Here is a 23,753-nt window from a genome sequence, read left to right as displayed (position 1 = left end):
ACCGAGGCTCGGAATTGCGACACACTGGTGTTGTGAAAATCCGATCCGAGCTTGGCCTTGCCGTGCCTACGGCCGGTGCTGCCGGGTCGGACGGTCACACGAGGCGTGCGATCGTGCGACTGCTGCTGGAATCGGGATCAATCACCGCCACCGATATCAGTGAACGGCTCGGGTTGTCGGCCGCCGGGGTGCGACGCCATCTCGACGCACTCATCGACGCCGGGGACGCCGAATCCGTGGCTGCCGCGTCCTGGCAGCAGGTGGGCCGCGGCCGGCCCGCCAAGCGCTACCGCTTGACCGCTGCCGGACGCGGCAAGCTCGACCACGCCTACGACGACTTGGCCTCTGCCGCAATGCGACAACTGCGCGAGATCGGCGGCGACGACGCGGTGCGCACATTCGCGCGCCGCCGCATCGACTCGCTGCTGTCCGATGTCGCACCCGCCGACGGTTCCGACGAAGCGTCCGTCGAAGCCGCGGCCGGCCGGATAGCCGACGCGCTCACCGATGCCGGCTACGTCGCCACCACCACCCGGGTGGGCGGGCCCATCCACGGTGTGCAAATCTGCCAGCATCACTGCCCGGTCTCGCACGTGGCCGAGGAATTCCCGGAGCTGTGCGAAGCCGAGCAGCAGGCCATGTCGCAGGTGCTCGGCACCCATGTGCAGTTGTTGGCGACGATCGTCAACGGTGACTGCGCCTGCACCACCCACGTACCACTCGCCCCGGCGCCCAGCCCGCGCCCGCCGATCACCCACACCAGAGGAGCGTCCCGATGACACTCGAAGCGCCGCTGACCCAGGAACAGACGATCGAGTCGCTGGGCCGGTACGGCTACGGCTGGGCCGACTCCGACGTCGCGGGTGCCAGCGCCCGGCGCGGGCTGTCCGAGGCCGTGGTCCGCGACATCTCGGCGAAGAAGAACGAGCCCGAGTGGATGCTGAAGACCCGCCTGAAGGCGCTTGGCATCTTCGACAAGAAGCCGATGCCCAACTGGGGGTCCAATCTCGAAGGCATCGACTTCGACAACATCAAGTATTTCGTGCGGTCGACGGAGAAGCAGGCGGCGTCTTGGGAAGAGTTGCCAGAGGATATTAAAAACACTTACGACCGGTTGGGCATCCCGGAGGCGGAGAAGCAGCGCCTGGTTGCCGGTGTGGCCGCGCAGTACGAATGCTTGGCGGGGGACACCTTGGTGTGGACGGCCAACCGAGGCCAGGTCCCGATCAAGGAAATCGAGTACGGCGACCGAATTTTCGCCTATGACGAGGACGCCGAGCGGTTCGTCGTCGCACCGGTCAGAGCCTCCGCTCAAACCGACACGAGGTTGACGCACGAGATCAAGACCACCCGGCGCGCTATCCGGGCTACCGACAATCACCCGATGTTGGTGTTGCGCGATGAGCGCAAGCAAGGGCGCCAGCGCGCCCGCTTCGCTCGTCGTTGGGTCACTGTCGGCGAGATCAAGGCGGGCGACTTCATCGCGGTGCCGCGGCGGGTGCCCGAGTTCGGCGTCGCCGCCGAGCTTCCGACCGTGGCGGGGCTGAAGACTCCGGCCTCGAGTTCTGTCGACCTGATGTGGCTGTTGGGCCTGTACATCGGTGACGGCAATCTGCATCTGTCGACGAAGACTTATCGGGTCCAATTGGCCATTCCCGCAACCGATGTCGAGTTGCGAGCCGAGGTGACGCGCGTAGTCAAGGAGTTGTTCGGGCTGCGGTGCATCGAGGCCGACGAGTACCGGATCGTCGTCAACTCGAAGGCGTTGACGGAGTGGATCGTCGCGCTGGGATTCAACGGGCTGTCGTTGACCAAGCGGGTGCCTGACTGGGTCTACGGGCTGCCGGTCGACCAGCGACTAGCCTTCTTGGGCGGATGGGTGGACGCCGACGGGTACGTGAACCCGGACAAGAGCGGTTCGATCCTGCTGACCAGCGCCAATGAACCCCTGATTGGTCAGGCGCGGGAGCTGGCCGAACTGTCCGGACTGCGCGCCGCCGGGCCGTGGTCGTTCACTCAGCCGTACCGGCATGCGCCCGACCGCATCCAAACCGCTTGGCGGCTCGGTATTTCCGGTGACTTCGAGCGCCTGGGCTGCCGTAATATCAAGCGCACCAGCCGCTTCGGGCGCCGTCGTTACATGCACTCGTCGAACAGCTCCCACGGCACCACGATCCGGGCGCACGTCAACGAGTGGCTCGGTTTCGAGCGGGTCAAATCGGTCGAGCCCTACGCCGTCGAGCCCGTCTACGACATCGAGGTGGACGGACCGCACAACTTCGTCGCTGCAGGCCTCGTCGTGCACAACTCCGAGGTGGTTTACCACCAGATTCGGGAGGACCTCGAAGCCCAGGGCGTCATTTTCCTCGACACCGACACCGGCCTGCGTGAGCACCCGGAAATCTTCCAGCAGTACTTCGGTACCGTGATTCCGGCCGGGGACAACAAGTTCTCGGCGCTCAACACCGCCGTATGGTCGGGCGGCAGCTTCATCTACGTGCCGCCGGGCGTGCACGTCGACATCCCGCTGCAGGCCTACTTCCGGATCAACACTGAGAACATGGGCCAGTTCGAGCGAACCCTGATCATCGTCGGAGAGAACGCTTACGTTCACTACGTGGAGGGCTGCACTGCTCCCGTTTACAAGTCGGATTCGCTGCACTCGGCGGTGGTCGAGATCATCGTAAAGCCCGGTGGCCGTTGCCGTTACACGACAATCCAGAACTGGTCGAACAACGTCTACAACCTGGTGACCAAGCGCGCGCGAGCCGAGGCCGGCGCCACCATGGAATGGGTCGACGGCAACATCGGCTCCAAGGTGACCATGAAGTACCCGGCGGTCTGGATGACCGGTGAGCACGCCAAGGGTGAGGTGTTGTCGGTGGCGTTCGCCGGCGAGGACCAGCACCAGGACACCGGCGCCAAGATGCTGCACCTGGCGCCCAACACGTCGAGCAACATCGTGTCCAAGTCGGTGGCGCGCGGTGGCGGCCGCACGTCCTACCGCGGCCTGGTCCAGGTGAACAAGGGTGCGCACGGCTCCAAGTCGAGCGTGAAATGCGATGCGCTGCTGGTCGATACGATTAGCCGCAGCGACACCTACCCCTACGTCGACATCCGCGAGGACGACGTCACGATGGGCCACGAGGCCACCGTGTCCAAGGTCAGCGAGAACCAGCTTTTCTACCTGATGAGCCGCGGGATGACCGAGGACGAGGCGATGGCGATGGTGGTGCGCGGGTTCGTTGAGCCGATCGCCAAGGAACTCCCGATGGAGTACGCGCTGGAGCTCAACAGGCTGATCGAGTTGCAGATGGAGGGCGCGGTCGGATGACCGCACCTGCAGCACTCAACAAAGGCGAGCTGTTCGCGTCCTTCGACGTCGACGCGTTCGAGGTACCGCACGGCCGCGACGAGCTCTGGCGGTTCACCCCGCTCAAGCGGTTGCGCGGCCTGCACGACGGTTCGGCGAAAGCCACCGGCAGTGCAAAGATCACCGTCAGCGAGCAGCCCGGCATCCGAACCGAGACCGTGCGCCGCGGCGACGAACGACTCGGCGAGGGCGGCGTTCCCGCGGACCGCGTTGCGGCGCAGGCTTTTTCGTCGTTCAACGCGGCCACGTTAGTGACCGTCGGGCGCGACACGCAGATCGCCGAGCCGGTCAACATCACCGTCACCGGGCCCGGCGCCGGCGCGGTCGCCTACGGGCACCTGCAGATGCGGGTCGAAGAACTCGGCGAGGCCGTCGTCGTCATCGATCATGACGGCAGCGGAACCTACGCCGACAACGTGGAATTCGTTGTCGGGGACGCTGCCCGGCTCACGGTCATCTGGCTCGCCGACTGGTCCGACGACACCGTGCATCTCAGCGCGCACCACGCGCGGCTGGGCAAGGACGCGGTGCTGCGCCATGTCGCCGTCACGTTGGGCGGCGAGGTGGTGCGGACGGCGACCAACGTGCGCTTCGCCGGACCCGGCGGCGACGCGGACCTGCTGGGTCTGTACTTCGCCGACGACGGTCAGCATCTCGAGTCGCGGCTTCTCGTCGACCACGCCCAGCCGGACTGCAAGTCCAATGTGCTGTACAAGGGTGCGCTGCAAGGGGATCCGACGTCGAAGTTGCCCGACGCGCACACGGTCTGGATCGGCGACGTGCTGATCCGTGCCGAAGCCACCGGCACCGACACCTTTGAGATGAACCGCAACCTGGTGCTCACCGACGGGGCGCGCGCGGACTCGGTGCCCAACCTGGAGATCGAGACGGGGGAGATCGCCGGCGCCGGACACGCCAGTGCTACCGGACGATTCGACGACGAGCAACTGTTCTACCTGCGCTCGCGCGGCATCCCCGAAGAGCAGGCCCGCCGGCTGGTGATCCGCGGCTTCTTCGGCGAGATCATCGCCAAGATCGCAGTGCCCGAGATCCGGGAACGCCTCACCGCAGCCATCGAACACGAACTGGAAATCACGGAAAAGATCTCATGACAACTCTGGAAATCAAGGATCTACACGTCAGCGTCGCCAACCCGAACGCCGCCGACGGCGAACGCGAGATCCCCATCCTCAACGGCGTCGACCTGACCGTGAAATCCGGTGAGACGCATGCCCTGATGGGCCCCAACGGCTCCGGGAAGTCGACGCTGTCCTACGCCATCGCGGGCCACCCCAAATACGTGGTCACGTCCGGGTCCATCACCCTGGACGGCGAGGACGTGCTGGCGATGAGCGTCGACGAACGGGCCCGGGCCGGGCTGTTCCTGGCCATGCAGTACCCCGTCGAGGTGCCCGGCGTGTCGGTGTCGAACTTCCTGCGCTCGGCCGCGACGGCCATCCGCGGCGAGGCACCCAAGCTGCGGCACTGGGTCAAAGAGGTCAAGGCCGCGATGGCCGCGCTGGACATCGACCCGGCCTTCGCCGAGCGCAGCGTCAACGAGGGCTTCTCCGGCGGTGAGAAGAAGCGCCACGAGATCCTGCAGCTGGAACTGCTCAAGCCCAAGATCGCCGTCCTCGACGAAACCGACTCCGGCCTGGACGTCGACGCGCTGCGCGTGGTGAGCGAGGGCGTGAACCGTTACGCACAGGCCGAGCATGGCGGGCTGCTGCTCATCACCCACTACACCCGGATTCTGCGCTACATCCACCCCGAACACGTGCACGTGTTCGTCGGCGGTCGAATCGCCGAATCCGGCGGCCCGGAGTTGGCCGACGAGCTCGAGCAGAACGGTTACGTGCGCTTCACTCAGGCCGCCACCACCGGTGCCTAGCATGCTGGACCTGACGGCTGTCCGGGCCGATTTTCCGATCCTCAAGCGCACCATGCGCGGCGGAAACCAGATGGCGTACCTCGATTCCGGTGCGACGTCGCAACGTCCGCTGCAGGTGCTCGACGCCGAGCGCGAGTTCATCCTGACCTCCAACGGCGGAGTGCACCGCGGGGCGCACCAGTTGATGGAAGAAGCCACCGACGCCTACGAGCAGGGCCGGGCGGACATCGCCGAGTTCGTCGGTGCCGACGCCGACGAACTGGTATTCACCAAGAACGCCACCGAAGCGCTCAACCTGGTGTCGTATGTGTTGGGGGACAACCGGTTCGAGCGCGCCGTCAGACCCGGTGACGTCATCGTCACCACCGAACTCGAGCACCACGCCAACCTGATCCCGTGGCAGGAACTGGCGCGCCGCACCGGTGCCACCGTGAAGTGGTATGGCGTGACCGAGGACGGCCGTATCGATCTGGACTCGCTCCAGCTCGACGACAACGTCAAAGTCGTTGCCTTCAGCCATCATTCGAATGTCACCGGCGCGCTGGCGCCGGTGGGCGAACTGGTCGCTCGCGCCAGCGCCGTCGGCGCGCTGACCATTCTGGATGCCTGCCAGTCAGTACCCCACCACCCGGTCGACTTCCATGAGCTCGACGTCGACTTCGCCTCGTTCTCCGGCCACAAAATGCTCGGACCCAACGGGATCGGAGTGTTGTACGGCCGCCGGGACCTGTTGAACGCCATGCCGCCTTTTCTTACCGGCGGGTCGATGATCGAAACGGTCACCATGGAATCGGCCACCTACGCGCCGGCGCCCCAGCGCTTCGAAGCCGGCACCCCGATGACCTCCCAGGTGGTCGGATTAGCTGCCGCCGCACGCTATCTCGAAGCGATCGGCATGGACGCCGTCGAGGCGCACGAACGGGAGCTGGTCGCCAAGACCATCGACGGCTTGTCCGGCATCGGGGGTGTCCGCATCGTTGGTCCCACGTCGATGGAGAACCGCGGATCGCCGGTGTCGTTCGTCGTCGACAGCGTGCACGCCCACGACGTCGGCCAGGTGCTCGACGACGAGGGTGTGGCGGTGCGGGTCGGTCATCATTGCGCGCTGCCCCTGCACCGTCGGTTCGGCCTCGCGGCCACCGCACGCGCGTCGTTCGCGGTGTACAACACCGACGAGGAAGTCGACCGGCTGGTGCGTGGCGTGCGACGGGCCGTGGATTTCTTCGGGAGATCCTGAGTTGCGGCTCGAGCAGATGTACCAGGATGTGATCCTGGACCACTACAAGCACCCGCATCACCGCGGGCTACGGGAGCCCTTCGGGGCCGAGGTGTTCCACGTCAACCCGGTGTGCGGCGACGAAGTGACGTTGCGGGTGGCGTTGTCCGCCGACGGTGAGACCGTCGCCGACATCTCCTATGACGGCCAGGGCTGTTCGATCAGTCAGGCCGCGACATCGGTACTGACCGATCAGGTGATCGGGCAGAGTGTGCCGCAAGCGCTGCGGACCGTCGACGCATTCAGCGAAATGGTGTCGTCGCGCGGAAAGGTTCACGGCGACGAGGATGTCCTGGGTGACGGAGTAGCGTTTGCAGGAGTGGCCAAGTATCCGGCGCGGGTGAAATGTGCGTTGCTCGGCTGGATGGCATTCAAAGATGCACTCGCGCAGGCCCACGCAGCTCTCGAGGAGGTCGACAGATGAGCGAAACCACGGTGCCCGGCAGCGGACAGAGCGCTTCGGACGAGGAGTTTCTCGCCGACATCGAGGAGGCGATGCGCGATGTCGTCGACCCGGAACTGGGAATCAACGTCGTCGACCTCGGTCTCGTCTACGGGTTGAACCTGGAAGAAGGCGACGCGGGCACTGTCGCCGTGGTCGATATGACCCTGACGTCTGCGGCCTGCCCGCTGACCGACGTCATCGAGGATCAGTCGCGTTCGGCGCTGGTGGGCAGTGGCCTGGTCGACGAGATCAAGATCAACTGGGTCTGGAACCCGCCGTGGGGTCCGGACAAGATCACCGAGGACGGCCGCGAGCAGCTGCGTGCCCTCGGTTTCACCGTCTGAGGTCAGAAGGCGTCTTCGGGGATCCGCATGACCTCGTCGTCGAGGTGCTCCAGGACGGCTCGTAAGCCGGCCAGCTTGGGCAGCATGTTCTTGGCGAAGAAACCCGATACCGCGACCTTGCCCTGATAGAACGCCCGGTCCGCTTGGGGCGGCTCACCGGCCAACGCCGCCTGCGCCACGTCCGCCTGCGCGAGCAGGCGCCACCCGATGAGCAGGTCGCCGACGGCAAGCAGGAAGCGCACCGAGCCGAGTCCGACCTTGTAGATGTCGCCGGGGTGTTGCGCGGCCGACATCAGGTAGCCCATCAACGCGGCGGTCATGCCCGTGACGTCGTCCAACGCGGCCTGCACCAGCTCCGCCTGGTCTTTGAGTGACTCGTCGACACTCTCGATCGTCTTGTTGATCTGAGTCGTCACATGCTGCAGAGCCTGGCCATGGTCACGCACGATTTTGCGGAAGAAGAGGTCCAGCGCCTGGATGGCCGTGGTGCCCTCATAGAGCGAGTCGATCTTGGAATCACGGATGTACTGCTCGATGGGATAATCCTGCAAGAAGCCCGAACCGCCCAGCGTCTGCAGTGACTCGGTCAGGACCTCGTAGGCGCGCTCGGAGCCCACGCCTTTGACGAGTGGTAGCAGCAAGTCGTCGATGCGGTGCGCCAAGTCGTGATCTGCACCCGAAACATGTTGTGCGACAGCATCGTCCTGATGGGCGGCGGCGTACAGATACAACGCCCGCAGTCCCTCGGCGTAGGCCTTCTGGGTCATCAGGCTGCGGCGCACATCCGGATGGTGCATGATCGTGACCCGCGGGGCCGTCTTGTCCGTCATCTGGGTCAGGTCGGCGCCCTGCACGCGTTCCTTGGCGTACGCCAGCGCATTGAGATAGCCGGTGGACAGGGTGCCCGCAGCCTTGACACCGATTGTCATGCGGGCGTTTTCGATCACGGTGAACATCTGCGCGATCCCGTCGTGCACGCCGCCGACCAGGTACCCGACGGCGGGTGTGTCGGTGGCGCCGAAAGTGACTTCGCACGTGGGGGAGGACTTCAGGCCCATCTTGTGTTCCAGCCCCGTGACATACACCCCGTTCCGGTCGCCGAGTTCGCCGGTGTCGGGGTCGAACAGGAAGTTGGGCACGTAGAACAGGCTCAGGCCCTTGGTCCCGGGTCCGGCGCCTTCCGGGCGGGCCAGCACCAGATGAAAGATGTTTTCCGCAGTGTCGCCGACGTCGCCTCCCGAGATGAACCGCTTCACTCCTTCGATATGCCAAGTGCCGTCGGGTTGTTCGATCGCTTTGGTGCGTCCCGCGCCCACATCGGATCCGGCGTCCGGTTCGGTCAGCACCATGGTGGCCTGCCACCCGCGCTCGACTCCCATTGCCGCCCAACGCTTTTGCTCGTCGTTGCCCTCCACGTACAAGGACTGCGCGAATACCGGCCCCAGGTTGAAGAAGCAGACCGACGGGTTGGCGCAGTAGATCATCTCGTTGACCGCCCACGTGAGCGGCGCGGGAGCGGCCATGCCGCCGATATCCTCGGCCATGCCCAGGCGCCACCATTCGGCGTCTTTGATCGCCTGCACCGTCTTGACCAATTCCGGCGCGACGCTGATGGTGTGCGTGCTCGGGTCGAAGACCGGGGGGTTGCGGTCGGCGAACGCGAATGTCTCGGCAATCGGCCCTTCGGCCAGCCGCGCCGCCTCGGACAAGATCGTGCGCGCGGTGTCGACGTCGAGATCGGCGTAGCGCCCGGTTCCCAGGACAGCGCCTACGTCGAGCACCTCGAACAAGTTGAACTCGAGATCGCGGACATTGGCGATGTAGTGCCCCACAGCGGTTCCTTCCACTCAGACCGGTGGGTCCTAAGTGTCTCCGACGTCGGAAAACGTACGCAACCGTAAGTAAGGGGCTCGGTGCGGCAGCTGACCGCCCGCTATGTTCCGTTCGCCCCTGGTGCGCCGAACAACAACCCGCCCCTGCCGCCGAGTCCACTGACGCCGGTCAAGCCACCGCCGTCGCCGCCCGCGCCGCCGTTGCCGATCAGCTGGGCGTTGCCCCCACCGCCGCCGTTGCCGTTCAGCGTCCCGCCGTCGCCACCTTCGCCGCCGTTGCCGATCAACCCGGACTGGCCGCCTGCCCCGCCGTTGGCGCCCGACAGCAGGCCCGCGCCGCTGCCGCCGGCGCCGCCGTTGCCGTAGAAGAATCCGGCGCTGCCGCCTGCGCCGGCGGTTCCGGCGGAAAGCGCAGCCCCGCCTGCGCCGCCGTCGCCGAACAGGAAGGCCCTGCCGCCCGCGCCACCGCCGCCGAGGAAACTGCTGTTCCCTGCGCCGCCGTTGCCGAAGAACAACCCGCCGTTGCCTCCGCCGCCGCCGGCTCCCGAGCCGTTGGGGCTGATACCGCCCGCGCCACCTGCCCCGAACAGCAGAGCGGAGCCACCTAGACCGCCGGCACCGCCACCGCCACCGCTGGCCCCACCGGCACCGCCGTTGCCGAACAGCCACCCGCCGCCGCCGCCGGCCCCGCCGTTCGCTCCGGCCCCGCCGACCCCGCCGACCCCGCCATTCCCGAGTAGTCCGGCGGCCCCGCCGTTACCGCCCGCCACGCCGGCCATACCTGGCGAGAACCCGTTGCCGCCGTTGCCCCACAGGATTCCGCCGGCCTGACCGTTCGGGCTCGCCGCCGTGCCGTCGGCACCGCTGCCGATCAAAGGGCGCCCCAGCAGAAGGTTGGTAGGTGCGTTGATCAGGTCGAACACCGGCTGTAGGGGGCCGAAGTTGGTGGCCTCGGCAAGGGCGTACGACTGTGCGCCGCCGGCCAAAGCCCGCACGAACTGCTCGTGGAACGCGCTGGCCTGTGCGCTGAGGTTCTGATAGCCCTGCGCGTGCGCGCCGAATACCGCGGCGACCGCTCTGGAAACTTCGTCGGCACCGGCGGCCAGCACGCCGGTGGTCTGTGCCGCTGCCGCGGAATTGGCTTCACTGATGAGCGAGCCGACCCGGGCCAGATTCCCGGCGGCTTGCGAAACGAAGTCTGTGTTGGCGACCACGAACGACATCTCGCACCTCCACATTGAGACAGCGACCCAAGAATCCTATCCCCATTTCGCACGGATGAATCCATCTACGGACCACCAATTTCGCAGCCGACCAGTCCGGACGTGCCGACATCGATTCGGCGGGCCCGCACAATGTCGTGCGGGTCTGGTCGCACTGGACGTAATCTCGGCTCGATGGACAACGCGCCGACGCGAGACCTCACCGCCGCCGACTTCCGGCAGGCGGTGCTGGGCAACGACAACGTGCTGGTCTACTTCTGGGCGCCGCTGTGCCAACCGTGCGACGTGTTCACCCCGACGTACGTGAAATCCGCCGAAACCTGCCCGGACATCGTGCACGGCAAGGTCAACTTCGAAACCGAGAAGGAGCTGGTCGAGACCGCCGGGGTGAAGCTGTTGCCCACCCTGATGGCCTTCAAGAAGGGCAAGTTGGTGTTCAAGCAGGCCGGGGTCGCCAATCCCAGGGTGATGCTGGACCTGGTCACCCACCTCAGGGCCTACCGGTTGACGCCCAGCGGCAGTTTGCTGGACCGGGCGTGAGTCCGCGCGGGCCGGGAACAAAGGTGCCGGCGGTGGCGTTACCGCAGACGTGACTACCCGAGACCTCACTGCTGCACAGTTCAACGACACAATCGCCGAAAACGACATGGTGCTCGTCGACTTCTGGGCGTCCTGGTGCGGCCCGTGCCGGGCGTTCGCACCGACCTTCAAGGCGGCCTCGGAGAAACACCCCGATGTCGTCTTCGCCAAGGTGGACACCGAAGCCGAGCAGGAGTTGGCGGCGGCCGCTCAGATCCGGTCCATCCCGACCCTGATGGCGTTCAAGAAGGGCCAGCTGCTGTTCAACCAGGCCGGTGCGTTGCCGCCGGCGGCGTTGGAGGACCTGGTCCAGCAGCTCAAGGACTACGAGATCGAGGCCACCGAAGTCTGAGCCCCGACGGATCGCCGGCCGGCTGCGATACCGTTCACTGGTGAGTCTGGTCCTCCTCGAACATCCGCGACCCGAGATCGCCCTGATCACCCTCAACCGTCCCGAGCGGATGAACTCCATGGCCTTCGACGTCATGGTTCCGTTGCGCGAGACCCTCGAACAGGTCGGGTCGGACAACTCGGTGCGGGTGGTGGTGCTCACCGGCGCGGGGCGCGGTTTCTCTTCGGGGGCGGACCACAAGTCCGCGGGCACCGTCCCGCACGTCGACGGGCTGACCCGGCCGACATACGCGCTGCGCTCGATGGAGATCCTCGACGACGTCATCCTCAAGCTGCGTAGGTTGCACCAGCCGGTGATCGCTGCGGTGAACGGCGCGGCTATCGGCGGCGGGCTGTGCCTCGCCCTGGCCGCCGACATCCGGGTGGCCTCCACCAGCGCCTATTTCCGGGCGGCCGGCATCAACAACGGTCTGACCGCCAGCGAACTGGGCCTCAGTTACCTGCTGCCCCGGGCAATCGGGTCGTCGCGGGCGTTCGAGATCATGCTGACCGGCCGCGACGTCAGCGCCGAGGAAGCCGAGCGGATCGGCCTGGTGTCCTGTCAGGTGCCCGGCGCGCAGTTGCTGGACACCTGTTATGCGATCGCCGCGCGCATGGCGGCGTTCTCCCGCCCCGGCATCGAGTTGACCAAACGCACACTGTGGAGTGGACTCGACGCCGGTAGTCTGGAAGGGCACATGCAGGCCGAGGGCCTGGGACAGCTTTTCGTCCGTCTTCTCACCTCCAACTTCGAAGAAGCGGTTGCCGCACGTGCGGAGAGACGCCCGGCGGTGTTCACCGACGACAAGTAGGTCCGACGACGATGCGAGCTAGGAGCGAATGTGATCACGGCTACGGACCTGGAGGTCCGCGCTGGTGCGCGCATCCTGCTCTCACCGGACGGTCCCGATCTGCGGGTTCAGCCCGGGGACCGGATCGGGCTGGTCGGGCGCAACGGCGCCGGTAAGACGACCACACTGCGCATCCTGGCGGGGGAGGGCCAGCCCTACGCCGGTTCGGTGGTGCGCAAGGGGGAAATCGGTTATCTGCCACAGGATCCCAAAGAAGGCGACCTCGACGTGCTGGCGCGCGACCGGGTGCTGTCCGCCCGCGGGTTGGACGTGCTGCTGACCGATCTGGAGAAACAGCAGGCGCTGATGGCCGAAGTGGCCGACGACGACGCCCGGGATCGCGCCATCCGCCGTTACGGCCAACTCGAGGAGCGCTTCGTCGCGCTGGGCGGATACGGCGCCGAAAGCGAGGCGGGCCGCATCTGCGCCAGTCTGGGCCTGCCCGATCGGGTATTGACCCAGCAGTTGCGCACCCTGTCCGGCGGTCAGCGCCGACGGGTGGAGCTGGCCCGCATCCTGTTCGCCGCATCGGACAGCGGAGCCGGGTCGTCCACCACCTTGTTGCTGGACGAGCCGACCAACCACCTGGACGCGGATTCGGTTGGCTGGCTTCGGGATTTCCTGCGCGCCCATACCGGCGGCCTGGTCATCATCAGCCACAACGTCGACCTGCTCGCCGCGGTCGTCAACAGGGTGTGGTTCCTCGACGCCGTCCGCGGCGAGGTCGACGTCTACAACATGGGCTGGCAGAAATACCTCGATGCCCGCGCCACCGACGAGCAACGGCGCCGTCGGGAACGCGCCAACGCCGAACGCAAGGCCGCGGCATTGCGCACCCAGGCCGCCAAGTTGGGCGCCAAAGCCACCAAAGCTGTTGCGGCGCAGAACATGTTGCGTCGCGCCGACCGGATGATGGCTGCGTTGGACGAGGAACGCGTCGCCGACAAGGTGGCCCGCATCAAGTTCCCGACCCCCGCCCCGTGCGGGCGTACCCCATTGGTGGCCAAGGGTCTGAGCAAGACCTACGGCTCCCTCGAGGTTTTCACCGGCCTCGACCTGGCCATCGACCGCGGTTCCCGCGTGGTGGTGCTCGGGCTCAACGGCGCCGGCAAGACCACCCTGCTGCGGTTGCTGGCCGGGGTCGAGACCCCCGACACCGGCGGCCTGGAACCCGGACACGGGATGCGGATCGGGTATTTCGCGCAGGAGCACGACACCCTCGACGACGACGCGACGGTCTGGGAGAACATCCGGCACGCCGCGCCCGAAACCGGTGAACAGGATCTGCGCGGCCTGCTCGGTGCGTTCATGTTCAGCGGTCCGCAACTCGAGCAACCCGCGGGCACCCTGTCCGGTGGGGAGAAGACGCGGCTGGCACTGGCCGGTCTGGTGGCGTCGACGGCCAACGTGCTGCTACTCGACGAACCGACCAACAACCTCGACCCGGCCTCGCGTGAGCAGGTGCTCGACGCGCTGCGCAGCTACCAGGGCGCGGTGGTGCTGGTGACCCACGACCCCGGCGCCGCCGAGGCGCTCGACCCGCAGCGGGTGCTGCTGTTGCCCGACGGCACCGAGGACTACTGGTCCGAGGAGTATCGCGACCTCATCGAACTGGCCTGACGCCGGTCAGCTGCGGGTCGAAGCCGGTCTGCGCACCGAGTTCTCCACCAGGTCCAGCACGACGGCCAGCCGCTGCGGATCCTCGCCCGACGCCAGTCGTGCCACCAAACCGTCCAGCACCAGATCCAGATAGCAGTGCAGCGCGTCGGTGGGTACGTCGTCGCGGACCCGCCCGGCCTGCTTCTGGCGCTGCAGCCGCTCGGTGGTCGCCGCCGCCAGCTCGGCCGAACGCTCGGCCCAGCCGCGGCTGAACTCCGGGTCGTGGCGCAGCTTGCGGGCGATCTCCAGCCGGGTGGCCAACCAGTCGAACTGCTCCGGCGCGGCCAGCATGTTGCGCATCACCTGGATGAGCCCTTCGCGCGAGGCGACCTCCGCCATGCGCTGGGTGTCTTCGCGCGCGAGAGCGAAGAACAGGGCGTCCTTGTCCCGGAAATGATGGAAGATCGCACCGCGCGACATCCCGATCTCTTTTTCGAGCCGACGCACGGTCGCCTGGTCGTAGCCGTATTCGGCGAAACAGCGGCGGGCGCCGTCGAGGATCTGACGACGGCGGGCCTCCAGATGGTCCTCGCTGACCTTTGGCATCGACGGGCTTGAGTCGTCAGTTAGCCAGACTTGAGCATGTTGCGCAGCACGTACTGCAGGATGCCGCCGTTGCGGTAGTAGTCGGCTTCCCCGGGGGTGTCGATGCGTACCTTCGCGTCGAACTCGATCGGGTCACCGCCGGTCTCCTTACTGGCCTTGACCTTCACCGTCTTCGGCGTCTTGCCGTCGTTGAGCTCCTCGATGCCGGTGATGTCGAAGGTCTCGGTACCGTCGAGCCCCAGTGACTCCGCCGATTCCCCGTCGGGGAACTGCAACGGAATCACGCCCATGCCGATCAGGTTGGAGCGGTGGATGCGCTCGAACGACTCGGTGATCACCGCCCGCACACCCAGCAGTCGGGTGCCCTTGGCGGCCCAGTCCCGCGACGAGCCGGAGCCGTACTCCTTGCCGCCCAGCACCACCAGCGGGATGTCCTGCTCCGCATAGTTCTGCGCCGCGTCGTAGATGAAGGCCTGCGGCGCATCGTCTTGGGTGAAGTCGCGGGTGTAGCCGCCCGACACGTCGTCGAGCAACTGGTTGCGCAACCGGATGTTGGCGAACGTGCCCCGGATCATCACCTCGTGGTTGCCGCGGCGCGAGCCGAAGGAGTTGTAGTCCTTGCGTTCCACGCCGTGCTCGTCGAGGTACTTCGCCGCCGGAGTGTCGGGCTTGATCGCGCCGGCGGGGGAGATGTGGTCGGTGGTCACCGAATCTCCAAGCAGCGCAAGCACTCTGGCGCCCTTGATGTCGGTCACCGGCTCCGGTTCCTCGGACATGCCGTCGAAGTACGGGGGCTTGCGCACGTAGGTGGATTCCTCGTCCCACTCGAAGGTGTTGCCCTCGGGGGTCGGCAGGTTCTGCCAGCGCTCGTCGCCCTTGAACACGTCGGCGTAGTTCTTGGTGAACATCTCCTGGTTGATCGCCGAAGCGATGGTGTCGGAGACCTCTTTCTGCGACGGCCAGATGTCCTTCAAGTAGACGTCGTTGCCGTCCTCATCCTTGCCCAGCGGGTCCTCGTCGAAGTCGAAGTCCATCGACCCGGCCAGTGCGTAGGCGACCACCAGCGGCGGCGACGCCAGGTAGTTCATCTTGACGTCGGGGTTGATGCGTCCCTCGAAGTTACGGTTGCCCGACAGCACCGCCGCGACGGCAAGGTCGTTGTCGTTCACCGCTTTCGAGATTTCCTCGGGCAGCGGTCCGGAGTTGCCGATGCAGGTGGTGCAGCCGTAGCCGACCAGGTAGAAACCGAGCTTCTCCAGGTACGGCCACAGACCGGCTTTGTCGTAGTAGTCGCTGACCACCTGCGAGCCGGGCGCCATAGTCGTCTTCACCCAGGGCTTGGACGCGAGTCCCTTGTCGACGGCGTTGCGCGCCAGCAGGGCGGCCCCCAGCATCACCTCGGGGTTGGAGGTGTTGGTGCACGAGGTGATCGCGGCGATCACCACCGCGCCGTGATCCAGCACGAACTCGCCGTACTCCTCGGATTTCACTTCGACGGGGTTGCTCACCCGACCGTTGGCATGTACCGCGGCGGACTCCACGTTCGGCCTGTCGTCGACGCTGCCGTTCTCCGGCGAACCGGGATCGCTGGCCGGGAACGAGTCTTCTACGGTCTCGTCCAGCTTCGAGTAGTTCTTGTCGCCGTCGCCGTCGCCGACGTAGTTCGGGATCTGTTCGCGGAAGGTCGATTTGGCGTCGGAGAGCGCGATGCGGTCCTGCGGTCGCTTGGGCCCGGCGATCGAGGGCACCACCGTGGACAGGTCGAGTTCGAGGTATTCGGAGAACTTCGGCTCGTTCTCCGGGTCATGCCACAAACCCTGTTCCTTGGCGTAGGTCTCGACCAACGCCAGTTGCTCCTCGCTGCGCCCGGTGAACTTCAGGTACGAGATGGTCTCGTCGTCGATCGGGAAAATCGCTGCGGTGGAACCGAATTCAGGACTCATGTTGCCCAGCGTGGCCCGGTTGGCCAACGGCACCTCGGCCACGCCCTCGCCGTAGAACTCGACGAACTTGCCGACGACGCCGTGCTCGCGCAGCATCTCGGTCACGGTCAGCACCACGTCGGTCGCGGTCACGGCCGATTGGATCTCACCGGTCAGTTTGAAGCCGACGACCCGCGGGATCAGCATCGATACCGGCTGGCCGAGCATCGCGGCCTCGGCTTCGATGCCGCCTACGCCCCAGCCCAGGACGCCGAGGCCGTTGACCATCGTGGTGTGCGAGTCGGTGCCCACACAGGTGTCGGGGTAGGCCTGCCCGTCGCGCTCCATCACCACACTGGCCAGGTATTCGATGTTGACCTGGTGCACGATGCCGGTTCCCGGCGGCACCACCTTGAAATCGTCGAAAGCGCCCTGGCCCCAACGCAGGAACTGGTAACGCTCGCCGTTGCGTTCGTACTCGATCTCGACGTTGCGCTCGAAGGCGTTGGCGGTGCCGAAGAGGTCGGCGATGACGGAGTGGTCGATGACGAGGTCGGCCGGCGCCAGCGGGTTGACCTTCTCGGCGTCGCCGCCCAGGTCGCCGATGGCCTCACGCATGGTGGCCAGGTCGACGATGCAGGGCACGCCGGTGAAGTCCTGCATCACCACGCGTGCGGGGGTGTACTGGATTTCGATGCTGGGCTCGGCCTCGGGATCCCAATTGGCGATGGCCTCGATGTGCTCTTTGGTGATGTTGCTGCCGTCCTCGTTGCGCAGCAGATTCTCGGCCAGCACCTTGAGGCTGTAGGGGAGTTTCTTGGTTTCCGGGACGGCATCGAGTCGGTAGATCTCGTAACTCTTGTCACCGATCTCGAGGGTGTCGCGGGCTTCGAACGAGTTCACCGAACCTTTGCTAGTCACATCAACTCCCAGGAATTAAGTTCTTTCCGCCGACGGGCCGTGCCGACGGAGTCGTGCCACTTTAACAGTACGCTTGTCCTGCATTAGCACGGCACACGCACTCTCCAGTCTTGTCCGGTGAGGCCGATGACGAAACCCCCAAGGGAGGTGGGTGTCGAGATGCCCCGTGCACGCGTCTGCAGGTGCGCAATCGTGCGACAGGTACGGTGCTGCTAGCACTTCGGGAGGAGCGACACCATGACCGGTCGGGAACAGTTGACCGAACTGCCGTTGCCGCAGACCATCCCGTTCCTGCCCGCATACATTCCGCAGGACGTCGACATGACCACGATCAAGGCTGAGGTCAAAGCGGACGGTGTCGCGTCGGCGCCGGGTCCCGAACCGGGTCTGCTCGACATCGTCAACCAGGCCCGCAGCCACGGCATCAGCCTCAAGATCGTCCTGCTCGACCACAATCCGCCCAACGACACCCCGCTGCGCGACATCGCGACCGTCGTGGGCGCCGACTACCCCGACTCCACCGTCCTGGTGCTGAGCCCCAGCTACGTCGGCAGCTACAGCTCACACTTTCCGCGGGTGACGCTGGAGGCGGGTGAAGACCATTCCAAGACCGGTAATCCGGTGCACTCCGCACAGAACTTTCTCAACGAACTGAGTACTCCGGAGTTCCCCTGGACCGCATTCACCATCGCGGTCTTGATCGGGGTATTCGCCGCGGCCGCCGGCACCCGGTTCCTGCAGCTTCGCCGTCGGTCGGTAGCAACGTCCGCCCCGCTCGCCGAAACAGTGTCCGGCGAAGACGTCTGACCTATCTTCCCAGGTCTTAACCTCGCGTCGAGGCGATAGCCGGCGCTGACGCGCCGTATTCGGCAAACCCTGCAGGTCACCGTTCGGTCACAGTAAACGCACTTCCCGAGTGCGATTTGTGGCGTGCGTTTCGTCAGGGACAAGTGTGACGTACGGTGCGAATGATGCTTGTGATGCTTTTGGCGCTTTTCCCGAAAACCGGCGCCGTCCGTCCGATTTAAGCCCTAGGAGATCCAAGTCGAATGAGACGGACACGCCCTGGCTCCGCTTCCCGAACCACCGCACGGCTGGTACGCCCCGCCGTGCCGGCGATGCTGAGTGTGGCGATGTTGTTCTGCACCCCCGAGCTGGCGGGCGGAATAGCCCACGCCGAGCCCGCCGCGGACTCCATGGCAGTGCTGATCGCCAACGTCGCCAAGGCCAACCAGCGCCTCGAGGACCTGAGCAACACCGTCGAAATCGAACAGGAAAGCGTCAACAAGGCACTGGTCGCGGTAGAGGAAGCGCGTGAGCACGCCGACACCGCCGGCCGCGAACTCGAAACCAGCCAGCAGGCCGTCAAGGATGCCACTGCGGCCATCGCCGCGGCCCAGCATCGGTTCGACACCTTCGCGGCCGCCACCTATATGAATGGGCCGTCGGACGGTTACCTGACCGCGCGCAGTCCCGAAGACATGATCGCCGCCGCTACCGCCGCCCGAACCATGGCCGCCAGCTCGCAAGCTGTGATGACGAAGCTGCAGCGCGCCCGCACCGAACAGGTGAACAAGGAATCGGCATCGCGACTGGCCAAACAGAAGGCCGACCGAGCCGCGGCCGACGCCAAGTCCAGTCAGGACGCGGCCGTGAACGCGCTGGCCGACACCCGCCGCAAGTTCGACGAGCAACGCGAGGAAGTCAATCGCCTGGCCGCCGAGCGCGACGAGGCCGAGAACAAGTTGCAGCAGGCGCGGTTCGTCGCCTGGACCCAGGCGGGCGGGCAGGGCACGCCGCCGAACATGTGGGACACCGCACCCGGCGCCAACGGCGGCCGTCGCTGGGACGGGTGGGACCCTTCGCTGCCGCAGATCCCCAGTGCCAATGTTCCCGGCGACCCGATCGCGGTGGTCAATCAGGTGCTGGGTTACTCGGCGACCTCGGCACAGGTCACCGCTCAGATGGGCAAACAGTTCCTGCAGGGGTTGGGCATCCTCAAGCCCGACGACACTGGAATCACCAATGTGCCGACCGGCGCGACGTCGGGACGGATTCCGCGGGTCTACGGGCGGCAGGCTTCCGAGTACGTGATCCGCCGCGGCATGGCACAGATCGGCGTGCCCTACTCCTGGGGCGGGGGAAACGCCGCCGGGCCCAGCAAAGGGATCGATTCCGGGGCCGGCATCACCGGGTTCGACTGTTCGGGGCTGGTGCTCTACTCGTTCGCCGGGGTCGGCATCAAACTGCCGCACTACTCGGGTTCGCAGTACAACCAGGGCCGCAAGATCCCTACCGCCCAGATGCGGCGCGGCGACGTCATCTTCTACGGTCCCGGCGGCAGCCAGCACGTGACGATCTACCTCGGCAACGGCCAGATGCTCGAGGCGCCCGACATCGGTTTGAAGGTGCGTACCGCACCGGTTCGCACCAGCGGCATGACACCCTTCGTGGTCCGCTATATCGAGTATTAACGAGGTCACATGCGCCACAAGCGATTTCATCTGTCCCTAGCCTGGATCATCCCGTTGATTCTGGGGTTGGTGAGCGGGCTCGTGATCGCTGTGGCGCCGCCCGCCGCAGCTGAGGGCGAGTGGGATCCAACCCTGCCGGCCGCGATCAGCGCCGGTGCTCCCGGCGATCCGCTGGCCGTCGCCAACGCCTCGCTGCAGGCCACCGCGCAAGCCACCCAGACCACCCTGAACCTGGGTCAGCAATTTCTCAGCGGGCTGGGCATCAACCTGGGCGGCCCGGCCGCGCCGGCCGCCGGCAACACCAGCGGTAGCCGCATTCCGCGGGCAAACGGTCGTCAGGCCATCGAACACGTGATTCGCCGCGCCGGATCGCAGATGGGCGTGCCCTACTCGTGGGGCGGCGGGTCGCTGGAGGGCCCCAGCAAGGGCGTGGATTCCGGTGCCGGCACCAACGGCTTCGACTGTTCGGGTCTGATGCGCTACGCCTTCGCCGGCGTCGGGGTGCTGATCCCGCGGTTTTCCGGCGACCAGTACAACGCCGGACGTCACATTCCGCAGAACGAAGCCAGGCGCGGCGACCTCATCTTCTACGGTCCCAACGGCAGCCAGCACGTCACCATGTATCTGGGCAACGGTCAAATGCTGGAGGCGTCCAGCCTGGCCGGCAAAGTCACCATCAGCCCGGTGCGCAAGCCCGGCATGACGCCTTATCTGACTAGGATCATCGAGTACTGAGCCGAACAGGCGGGGCAACGGCAGCCCGCCAGCGAACCCGGTGACGTCGACGGATCCCAGGACGCCTGGAATAGTTGAACGCGGGCACGTCGCTGCCCCGCGACATTGGTCGTGACGGCAGTCGTGTCCGAATGAGCTGTGGAGGGTTATTGATGACAACAGCAGGTGGCGGTTTCCCGGGCCAGGGTGCCCCTTCGGGCCCACCCACCCAGGAGGCGCACGGCGGCGGGGCCGACGGGCTGGCCGCCGAGGTACACACGCTGGAGCGGGCCATCTTCGAGGTCAAGCGGATCATCGTCGGCCAGGACCAGCTCGTGGAGCGCATGCTGGTCGGTCTGCTCGCCAAAGGTCACGTACTGCTGGAAGGTGTTCCCGGTGTCGCCAAGACGCTGGCGGTCGAGACCTTCGCCCGGGTGGTCGGCGGGACCTTCGCGCGTATCCAGTTCACCCCCGACCTGGTGCCCACCGACATCGTCGGTACCCGCATCTACCGCCAGGGCAAAGAGGAGTTCGACACCGAACTCGGCCCGGTGGTGGTCAATTTCCTGCTGGCCGACGAGATCAACCGTGCGCCGGCGAAGGTCCAGTCGGCGCTGCTCGAGGTGATGGCCGAGCGCCACGTGTCCATCGGCGGTAAGACGTTCCCGCTGCCCAACCCGTTCCTGGTGATGGCGACGCAGAACCCGATCGAGCAGGAAGGTGTCTACCCGCTGCCCGAGGCGCAGCGCGACCGCTTCCTGTTCAAGATCAACGTCGGCTACCCGACGCCCGAAGAGGAACGCGAGATCATCTACCGGATGGGTGTCACCCCGCCGCAGCCCAAGCAGATCCTCAACACCGGCGACCTGCTGCGGTTGCAGAACGTCGCGGCCAACAGCTTCGTACACCACGCGCTGGTCGACTACGTGGTCCGCGTGGTGATGGCCACCCGTCACCCCGAGCAGTTGGGGATGAACGACGTCAAGACCTGGATCGCGTTCGGCGCCTCCCCGCGTGCCTCGCTGGGCATCATCGCCGCGTCGCGGGCACTGGGTTTGGTGCGCGGGCGCGACTACGTGATCCCGCAGGACATCATCGACGTCATTCCCGACGTGCTGCGTCACCGTCTGGTGCTCACCTACGACGCCCTCGCCGACGAGATCACCGCGGAGACCGTCATCAACCGCGTGCTGCAGACGGTCGCGCTGCCGCAGGTGAATGCCGTTCCGCAACAAGGACATTCGGTCGCACCGGTGATGCAGGGTGCCACCGTGGCGGCTGGCGGTCGGTGACCGACCCGAAACCCGCCGCGGACAAGAAATCCGCGGTGCGTCATCCGCCCTCGATGATGCGTGGCACCATCGACGACCCGAAGTTGTCGGCGGCGCTACGCACCCTGGAGTTGACCGTCAGCCGCAAGCTGGACGGCATCCTGCACGGTGATCACCTGGGCCTGATCCCGGGACCGGGTAGCGAACCGGGTGAGTCGCGGATCTACCAACCCGGTGACGACGTGCGCCGGATGGATTGGGCGGTCACCGCCCGCACCACCCACCCGCACGTCCGGCAGATGATCGCCGACCGCGAACTGGAGACCTGGCTGGTAGTCGACATGTCGGCCAGCCTGGACTTCGGAACCTCGGTTTGCGAGAAGCGCGATCTGGCCGTGGCCGCCGCGGCGGCCATCTGTTATCTCAACGTCGGCGGCGGCAACCGGATCGGTGCGCTGGTCTCCAACGGCCAGAACACAATTCGGGTGCCGGCCCGGGCCGGCCGCGAGCACGTGCAGACCTTGTTGCGCACCATCGCCACCACCCCCAAGGCGCCAGTGGGTGTGCGCGGCGACTTGGCCGCAGCCATCGACGCATTGCGCCGACCGGAACGCCGTCGCGGCATGGCCGTAATCATCAGCGACTTTCTGGGACCGATCAACTGGATGCGTCCGCTGCGGGCGATCGCGGCCCGGCACGAGGTGCTGGCCATCGAGGTGCTCGACCCCCGCGATGTGGAACTGCCCGACATCGGGGATGTGGTGTTGCAGGACGCCGAGTCGGGTGCGGTTCGCGAGTTCACCATCGACGCGCAGTTGCAGACCGATTTCTCCCGGGCCGCGGCGTCGCATCGCGCCGACGTGGCCCGCACCATCCGCGGTTGCGGTGCGCCGGTGATGACGCTTCGCACCGACCGTGACTGGATCGCCGACATCGTCCGTTTCGTCTCCAACCGCCGCCGCGGCGCGATGGCGGGGCGTCGGTGACGGACAGACTGACTATGACGGGTTTGTGATGAAGTTGCCGTTGCTGGGCCCGATGTCGCTGACGGGCTTCGAACATTCGTGGTTCTTCCTGTTCCTGTTTGTCGTGGCCGGCCTGGTCGCGCTGTATGTGGTGCTGCAGCTGGCGCGGCAGCGGCGCATGCTGCGATTCGCCAACATGGAATTGCTGGAAAGCGTTGCGCCCAAACGTCCTTCGCCGTTGCGGCACGTCCCGGCGATCCTGCTGGTGGGCGCGCTGGTGCTGTTGACGATCGCGATGGCAGGACCGACCAACGACGTCCGTATCCCGCGTAACCGCGCGGTGGTGATGCTGGTGATCGACGTGTCGCAGTCGATGCGCGCCACCGACGTCGAACCCAACCGGATGGTCGCCGCGCAGGTCGCCGCCAAGCAGTTCGCCGACGAGTTGACCCCTGGGATCAACCTCGGACTGATCGCCTACGCGGGTACCGCGACGGTGCTGGTGTCGCCGACCACCAACCGCGAGGCGACCAAGGCCGCGCTGGACAAGCTGCAGTTCGCCGACCGTACCGCCACCGGGGAGGGCATCTTCACCGCCCTGCAGGCCATCGCCACCGTCGGTGCGGTGATCGGTGGCGGTGACACGCCGCCGCCGGCGCGCATCGTATTGTTCTCAGACGGCAAAGAGACGATGCCGACCAACCCGGACAACCCCAAGGGCGCCTTCACCGCCGCGCGGACCGCCAAGGACCAGGGTGTGCCGATCTCGACGATCTCGTTCGGCACCCCGTATGGGTTCGTCGAGATCAACGACCAGCGTCAGCCGGTGCCGGTGGACGACGAGACCCTGAAGAAGGTCGCGCAACTCTCGGGTGGGAACGCTTACAACGCAGCCACTTTGGCTGAGCTGAAGGCGGTCTACTCCTCGCTGCAGCAGCAGATCGGCTACGAGACCATCAAGGGCGACGCGAGCGTGGGCTGGCTGCGGCTCGGCGCGCTGGTGCTGGCGGTGGCGGCGCTGGCGGCGTTGCTGATCAACCGCCGCCTGCCGACCTAGTCAGGCCGCACTCGGCGACC

General features: G+C 66.2%; 20 protein-coding genes and 1 pseudogene. 17 read left to right on the top strand and 4 right to left on the bottom strand.

The genetic code is table 11. The features are described 5' to 3' along the window. Positions 1 to 32 precede the first annotated feature (32 nt). The 7 genes and pseudogenes from AC5Y4D_RS07335 (at position 33) to AC5Y4D_RS07305 (ending at position 7,329) form a co-directional block, all read left to right on the top strand. Positions 33 to 779: a helix-turn-helix transcriptional regulator gene (locus AC5Y4D_RS07335; RefSeq protein WP_500036865.1), complete on the top strand. Its 747-nt coding sequence runs from the start codon at positions 33 to 35 to the stop codon at positions 777 to 779. Continuing rightward, on the top strand, positions 776 to 3,334 hold the full coding sequence (gene sufB / locus AC5Y4D_RS07330) for a Fe-S cluster assembly protein SufB (protein WP_499944546.1): 2,559 nt from the start codon (positions 776 to 778) through the stop codon (positions 3,332 to 3,334). Before AC5Y4D_RS07335 ends, sufB begins: the two co-directional genes overlap by 4 nt. Continuing rightward, positions 3,331 to 4,485, top strand: coding sequence for a Fe-S cluster assembly protein SufD (sufD, locus tag AC5Y4D_RS07325; RefSeq protein WP_499944547.1), 1,155 nt, complete (start codon positions 3,331 to 3,333; stop codon positions 4,483 to 4,485). The genes sufB and sufD overlap by 4 nt, the downstream gene beginning before the upstream one ends. Beyond that, positions 4,482 to 5,264, top strand: coding sequence for a Fe-S cluster assembly ATPase SufC (gene sufC / locus AC5Y4D_RS07320; protein ID WP_499944549.1), 783 nt, complete (start codon positions 4,482 to 4,484; stop codon positions 5,262 to 5,264). The genes sufD and sufC overlap by 4 nt, the downstream gene beginning before the upstream one ends. A gap of 1 nt (position 5,265) precedes the next feature. Then, complete coding sequence (locus AC5Y4D_RS07315) at positions 5,266 to 6,501, top strand: cysteine desulfurase (RefSeq protein WP_499944550.1); 1,236 nt, start codon at positions 5,266 to 5,268, stop codon at positions 6,499 to 6,501. A 16-nt stretch (positions 6,502 to 6,517) separates the two neighbouring features. After that, a pseudogene (gene sufU, locus AC5Y4D_RS07310) lies at positions 6,518 to 6,971 on the top strand (Fe-S cluster assembly sulfur transfer protein SufU); the annotation flags it as partial. Then, a complete protein-coding gene (locus AC5Y4D_RS07305; RefSeq protein WP_499944551.1) occupies positions 6,961 to 7,329 on the top strand; it encodes a metal-sulfur cluster assembly factor in 369 nt (122 codons plus the stop codon). The pseudogene sufU and the gene AC5Y4D_RS07305, both read left to right, overlap by 11 nt. A 2-nt stretch (positions 7,330 to 7,331) precedes the next feature. On the opposite strand, the gene AC5Y4D_RS07300 is transcribed toward AC5Y4D_RS07305, so the two are convergent. Then, positions 7,332 to 9,161, bottom strand: a complete 1,830-nt coding sequence (locus AC5Y4D_RS07300; RefSeq protein WP_499944552.1) for an acyl-CoA dehydrogenase — start codon at positions 9,159 to 9,161, stop codon at positions 7,332 to 7,334. A 101-nt stretch (positions 9,162 to 9,262) separates the two neighbouring features. Further along, positions 9,263 to 10,384 carry a PE family protein gene (locus tag AC5Y4D_RS07295; RefSeq protein WP_499944554.1) on the bottom strand — a complete coding sequence of 374 codons (1,122 nt, stop codon included), beginning with the start codon at positions 10,382 to 10,384 and terminating at the stop codon, positions 9,263 to 9,265. 174 nt (positions 10,385 to 10,558) lie between these two features. On the opposite strand from AC5Y4D_RS07295, the gene AC5Y4D_RS07290 reads away from it, so the two are divergent. From AC5Y4D_RS07290 to AC5Y4D_RS07275, 4 genes are read left to right on the top strand one after another with little or no spacing between them, the layout of a single operon-like run. Next, entirely contained in the window at positions 10,559 to 10,924 is a 366-nt protein-coding gene (locus tag AC5Y4D_RS07290; RefSeq protein ID WP_499944555.1) for a thioredoxin family protein, read from the top strand. Between the two features lie 49 nt (positions 10,925 to 10,973). Beyond that, the gene (gene trxA, locus AC5Y4D_RS07285) at positions 10,974 to 11,315 is read left to right on the top strand and encodes a thioredoxin (RefSeq protein ID WP_499944556.1); all 342 of its coding nucleotides are present in this window, start codon (positions 10,974 to 10,976) and stop codon (positions 11,313 to 11,315) included. A 10-nt stretch (positions 11,316 to 11,325) separates the two neighbouring features. After that, positions 11,326 to 12,165, top strand: a complete 840-nt coding sequence (locus AC5Y4D_RS07280) for an enoyl-CoA hydratase (protein ID WP_499944609.1) — start codon at positions 11,326 to 11,328, stop codon at positions 12,163 to 12,165. Positions 12,166 to 12,195: 30 nt separating this feature from the next. Next, the gene (locus tag AC5Y4D_RS07275) at positions 12,196 to 13,824 is read left to right on the top strand and encodes an ABC-F family ATP-binding cassette domain-containing protein (protein ID WP_499944557.1); all 1,629 of its coding nucleotides are present in this window, start codon (positions 12,196 to 12,198) and stop codon (positions 13,822 to 13,824) included. 6 nt (positions 13,825 to 13,830) lie between these two features. Here the strand turns inward: AC5Y4D_RS07275 and AC5Y4D_RS07270 are convergent, their stop codons facing one another. Both AC5Y4D_RS07270 and AC5Y4D_RS07265 read right to left on the bottom strand, forming a co-directional pair. Next, positions 13,831 to 14,409 (bottom strand): TetR/AcrR family transcriptional regulator, encoded by a 579-nt coding sequence (locus AC5Y4D_RS07270; RefSeq protein ID WP_499944558.1) that lies wholly within the window; start codon positions 14,407 to 14,409, stop codon positions 13,831 to 13,833. A 20-nt stretch (positions 14,410 to 14,429) separates the two neighbouring features. Continuing rightward, positions 14,430 to 17,252 carry an aconitate hydratase gene (locus AC5Y4D_RS07265; RefSeq protein ID WP_500036864.1) on the bottom strand — a complete coding sequence of 941 codons (2,823 nt, stop codon included), beginning with the start codon at positions 17,250 to 17,252 and terminating at the stop codon, positions 14,430 to 14,432. A gap of 237 nt (positions 17,253 to 17,489) precedes the next feature. On the opposite strand from AC5Y4D_RS07265, the gene AC5Y4D_RS07260 reads away from it, so the two are divergent. The 6 genes from AC5Y4D_RS07260 to AC5Y4D_RS07235 all read left to right on the top strand — a co-directional run bounded on the left by AC5Y4D_RS07260 (position 17,490) and on the right by AC5Y4D_RS07235 (position 23,733). Further along, entirely contained in the window at positions 17,490 to 18,059 is a 570-nt protein-coding gene (locus AC5Y4D_RS07260; RefSeq protein ID WP_500036863.1) for an Rv1476 family membrane protein, read from the top strand. Between the two features lie 242 nt (positions 18,060 to 18,301). After that, on the top strand, positions 18,302 to 19,726 hold the full coding sequence (gene ripA / locus AC5Y4D_RS07255; RefSeq protein ID WP_500036862.1) for an NlpC/P60 family peptidoglycan endopeptidase RipA: 1,425 nt from the start codon (positions 18,302 to 18,304) through the stop codon (positions 19,724 to 19,726). A gap of 9 nt (positions 19,727 to 19,735) precedes the next feature. Next, complete coding sequence (gene ripB, locus AC5Y4D_RS07250) at positions 19,736 to 20,461, top strand: NlpC/P60 family peptidoglycan endopeptidase RipB (protein WP_500036861.1); 726 nt, start codon at positions 19,736 to 19,738, stop codon at positions 20,459 to 20,461. Between the two features lie 152 nt (positions 20,462 to 20,613). Continuing rightward, a complete protein-coding gene (moxR1, locus tag AC5Y4D_RS07245; RefSeq protein WP_499944563.1) occupies positions 20,614 to 21,732 on the top strand; it encodes a chaperone MoxR1 in 1,119 nt (372 codons plus the stop codon). 53 nt (positions 21,733 to 21,785) lie between these two features. Further along, positions 21,786 to 22,697, top strand: a complete 912-nt coding sequence (locus tag AC5Y4D_RS07240) for a DUF58 domain-containing protein (protein WP_499944610.1) — start codon at positions 21,786 to 21,788, stop codon at positions 22,695 to 22,697. Between the two features lie 28 nt (positions 22,698 to 22,725). Further along, positions 22,726 to 23,733 carry a VWA domain-containing protein gene (locus AC5Y4D_RS07235; RefSeq protein WP_499944564.1) on the top strand — a complete coding sequence of 336 codons (1,008 nt, stop codon included), beginning with the start codon at positions 22,726 to 22,728 and terminating at the stop codon, positions 23,731 to 23,733. The last annotated feature ends 20 nt before the right edge of the window (positions 23,734 to 23,753 follow it).

Source organism: Mycobacterium sp. NGS67, assembly GCF_059812185.1.
This window is presented reverse-complemented; position numbering and strand designations above follow the sequence as displayed.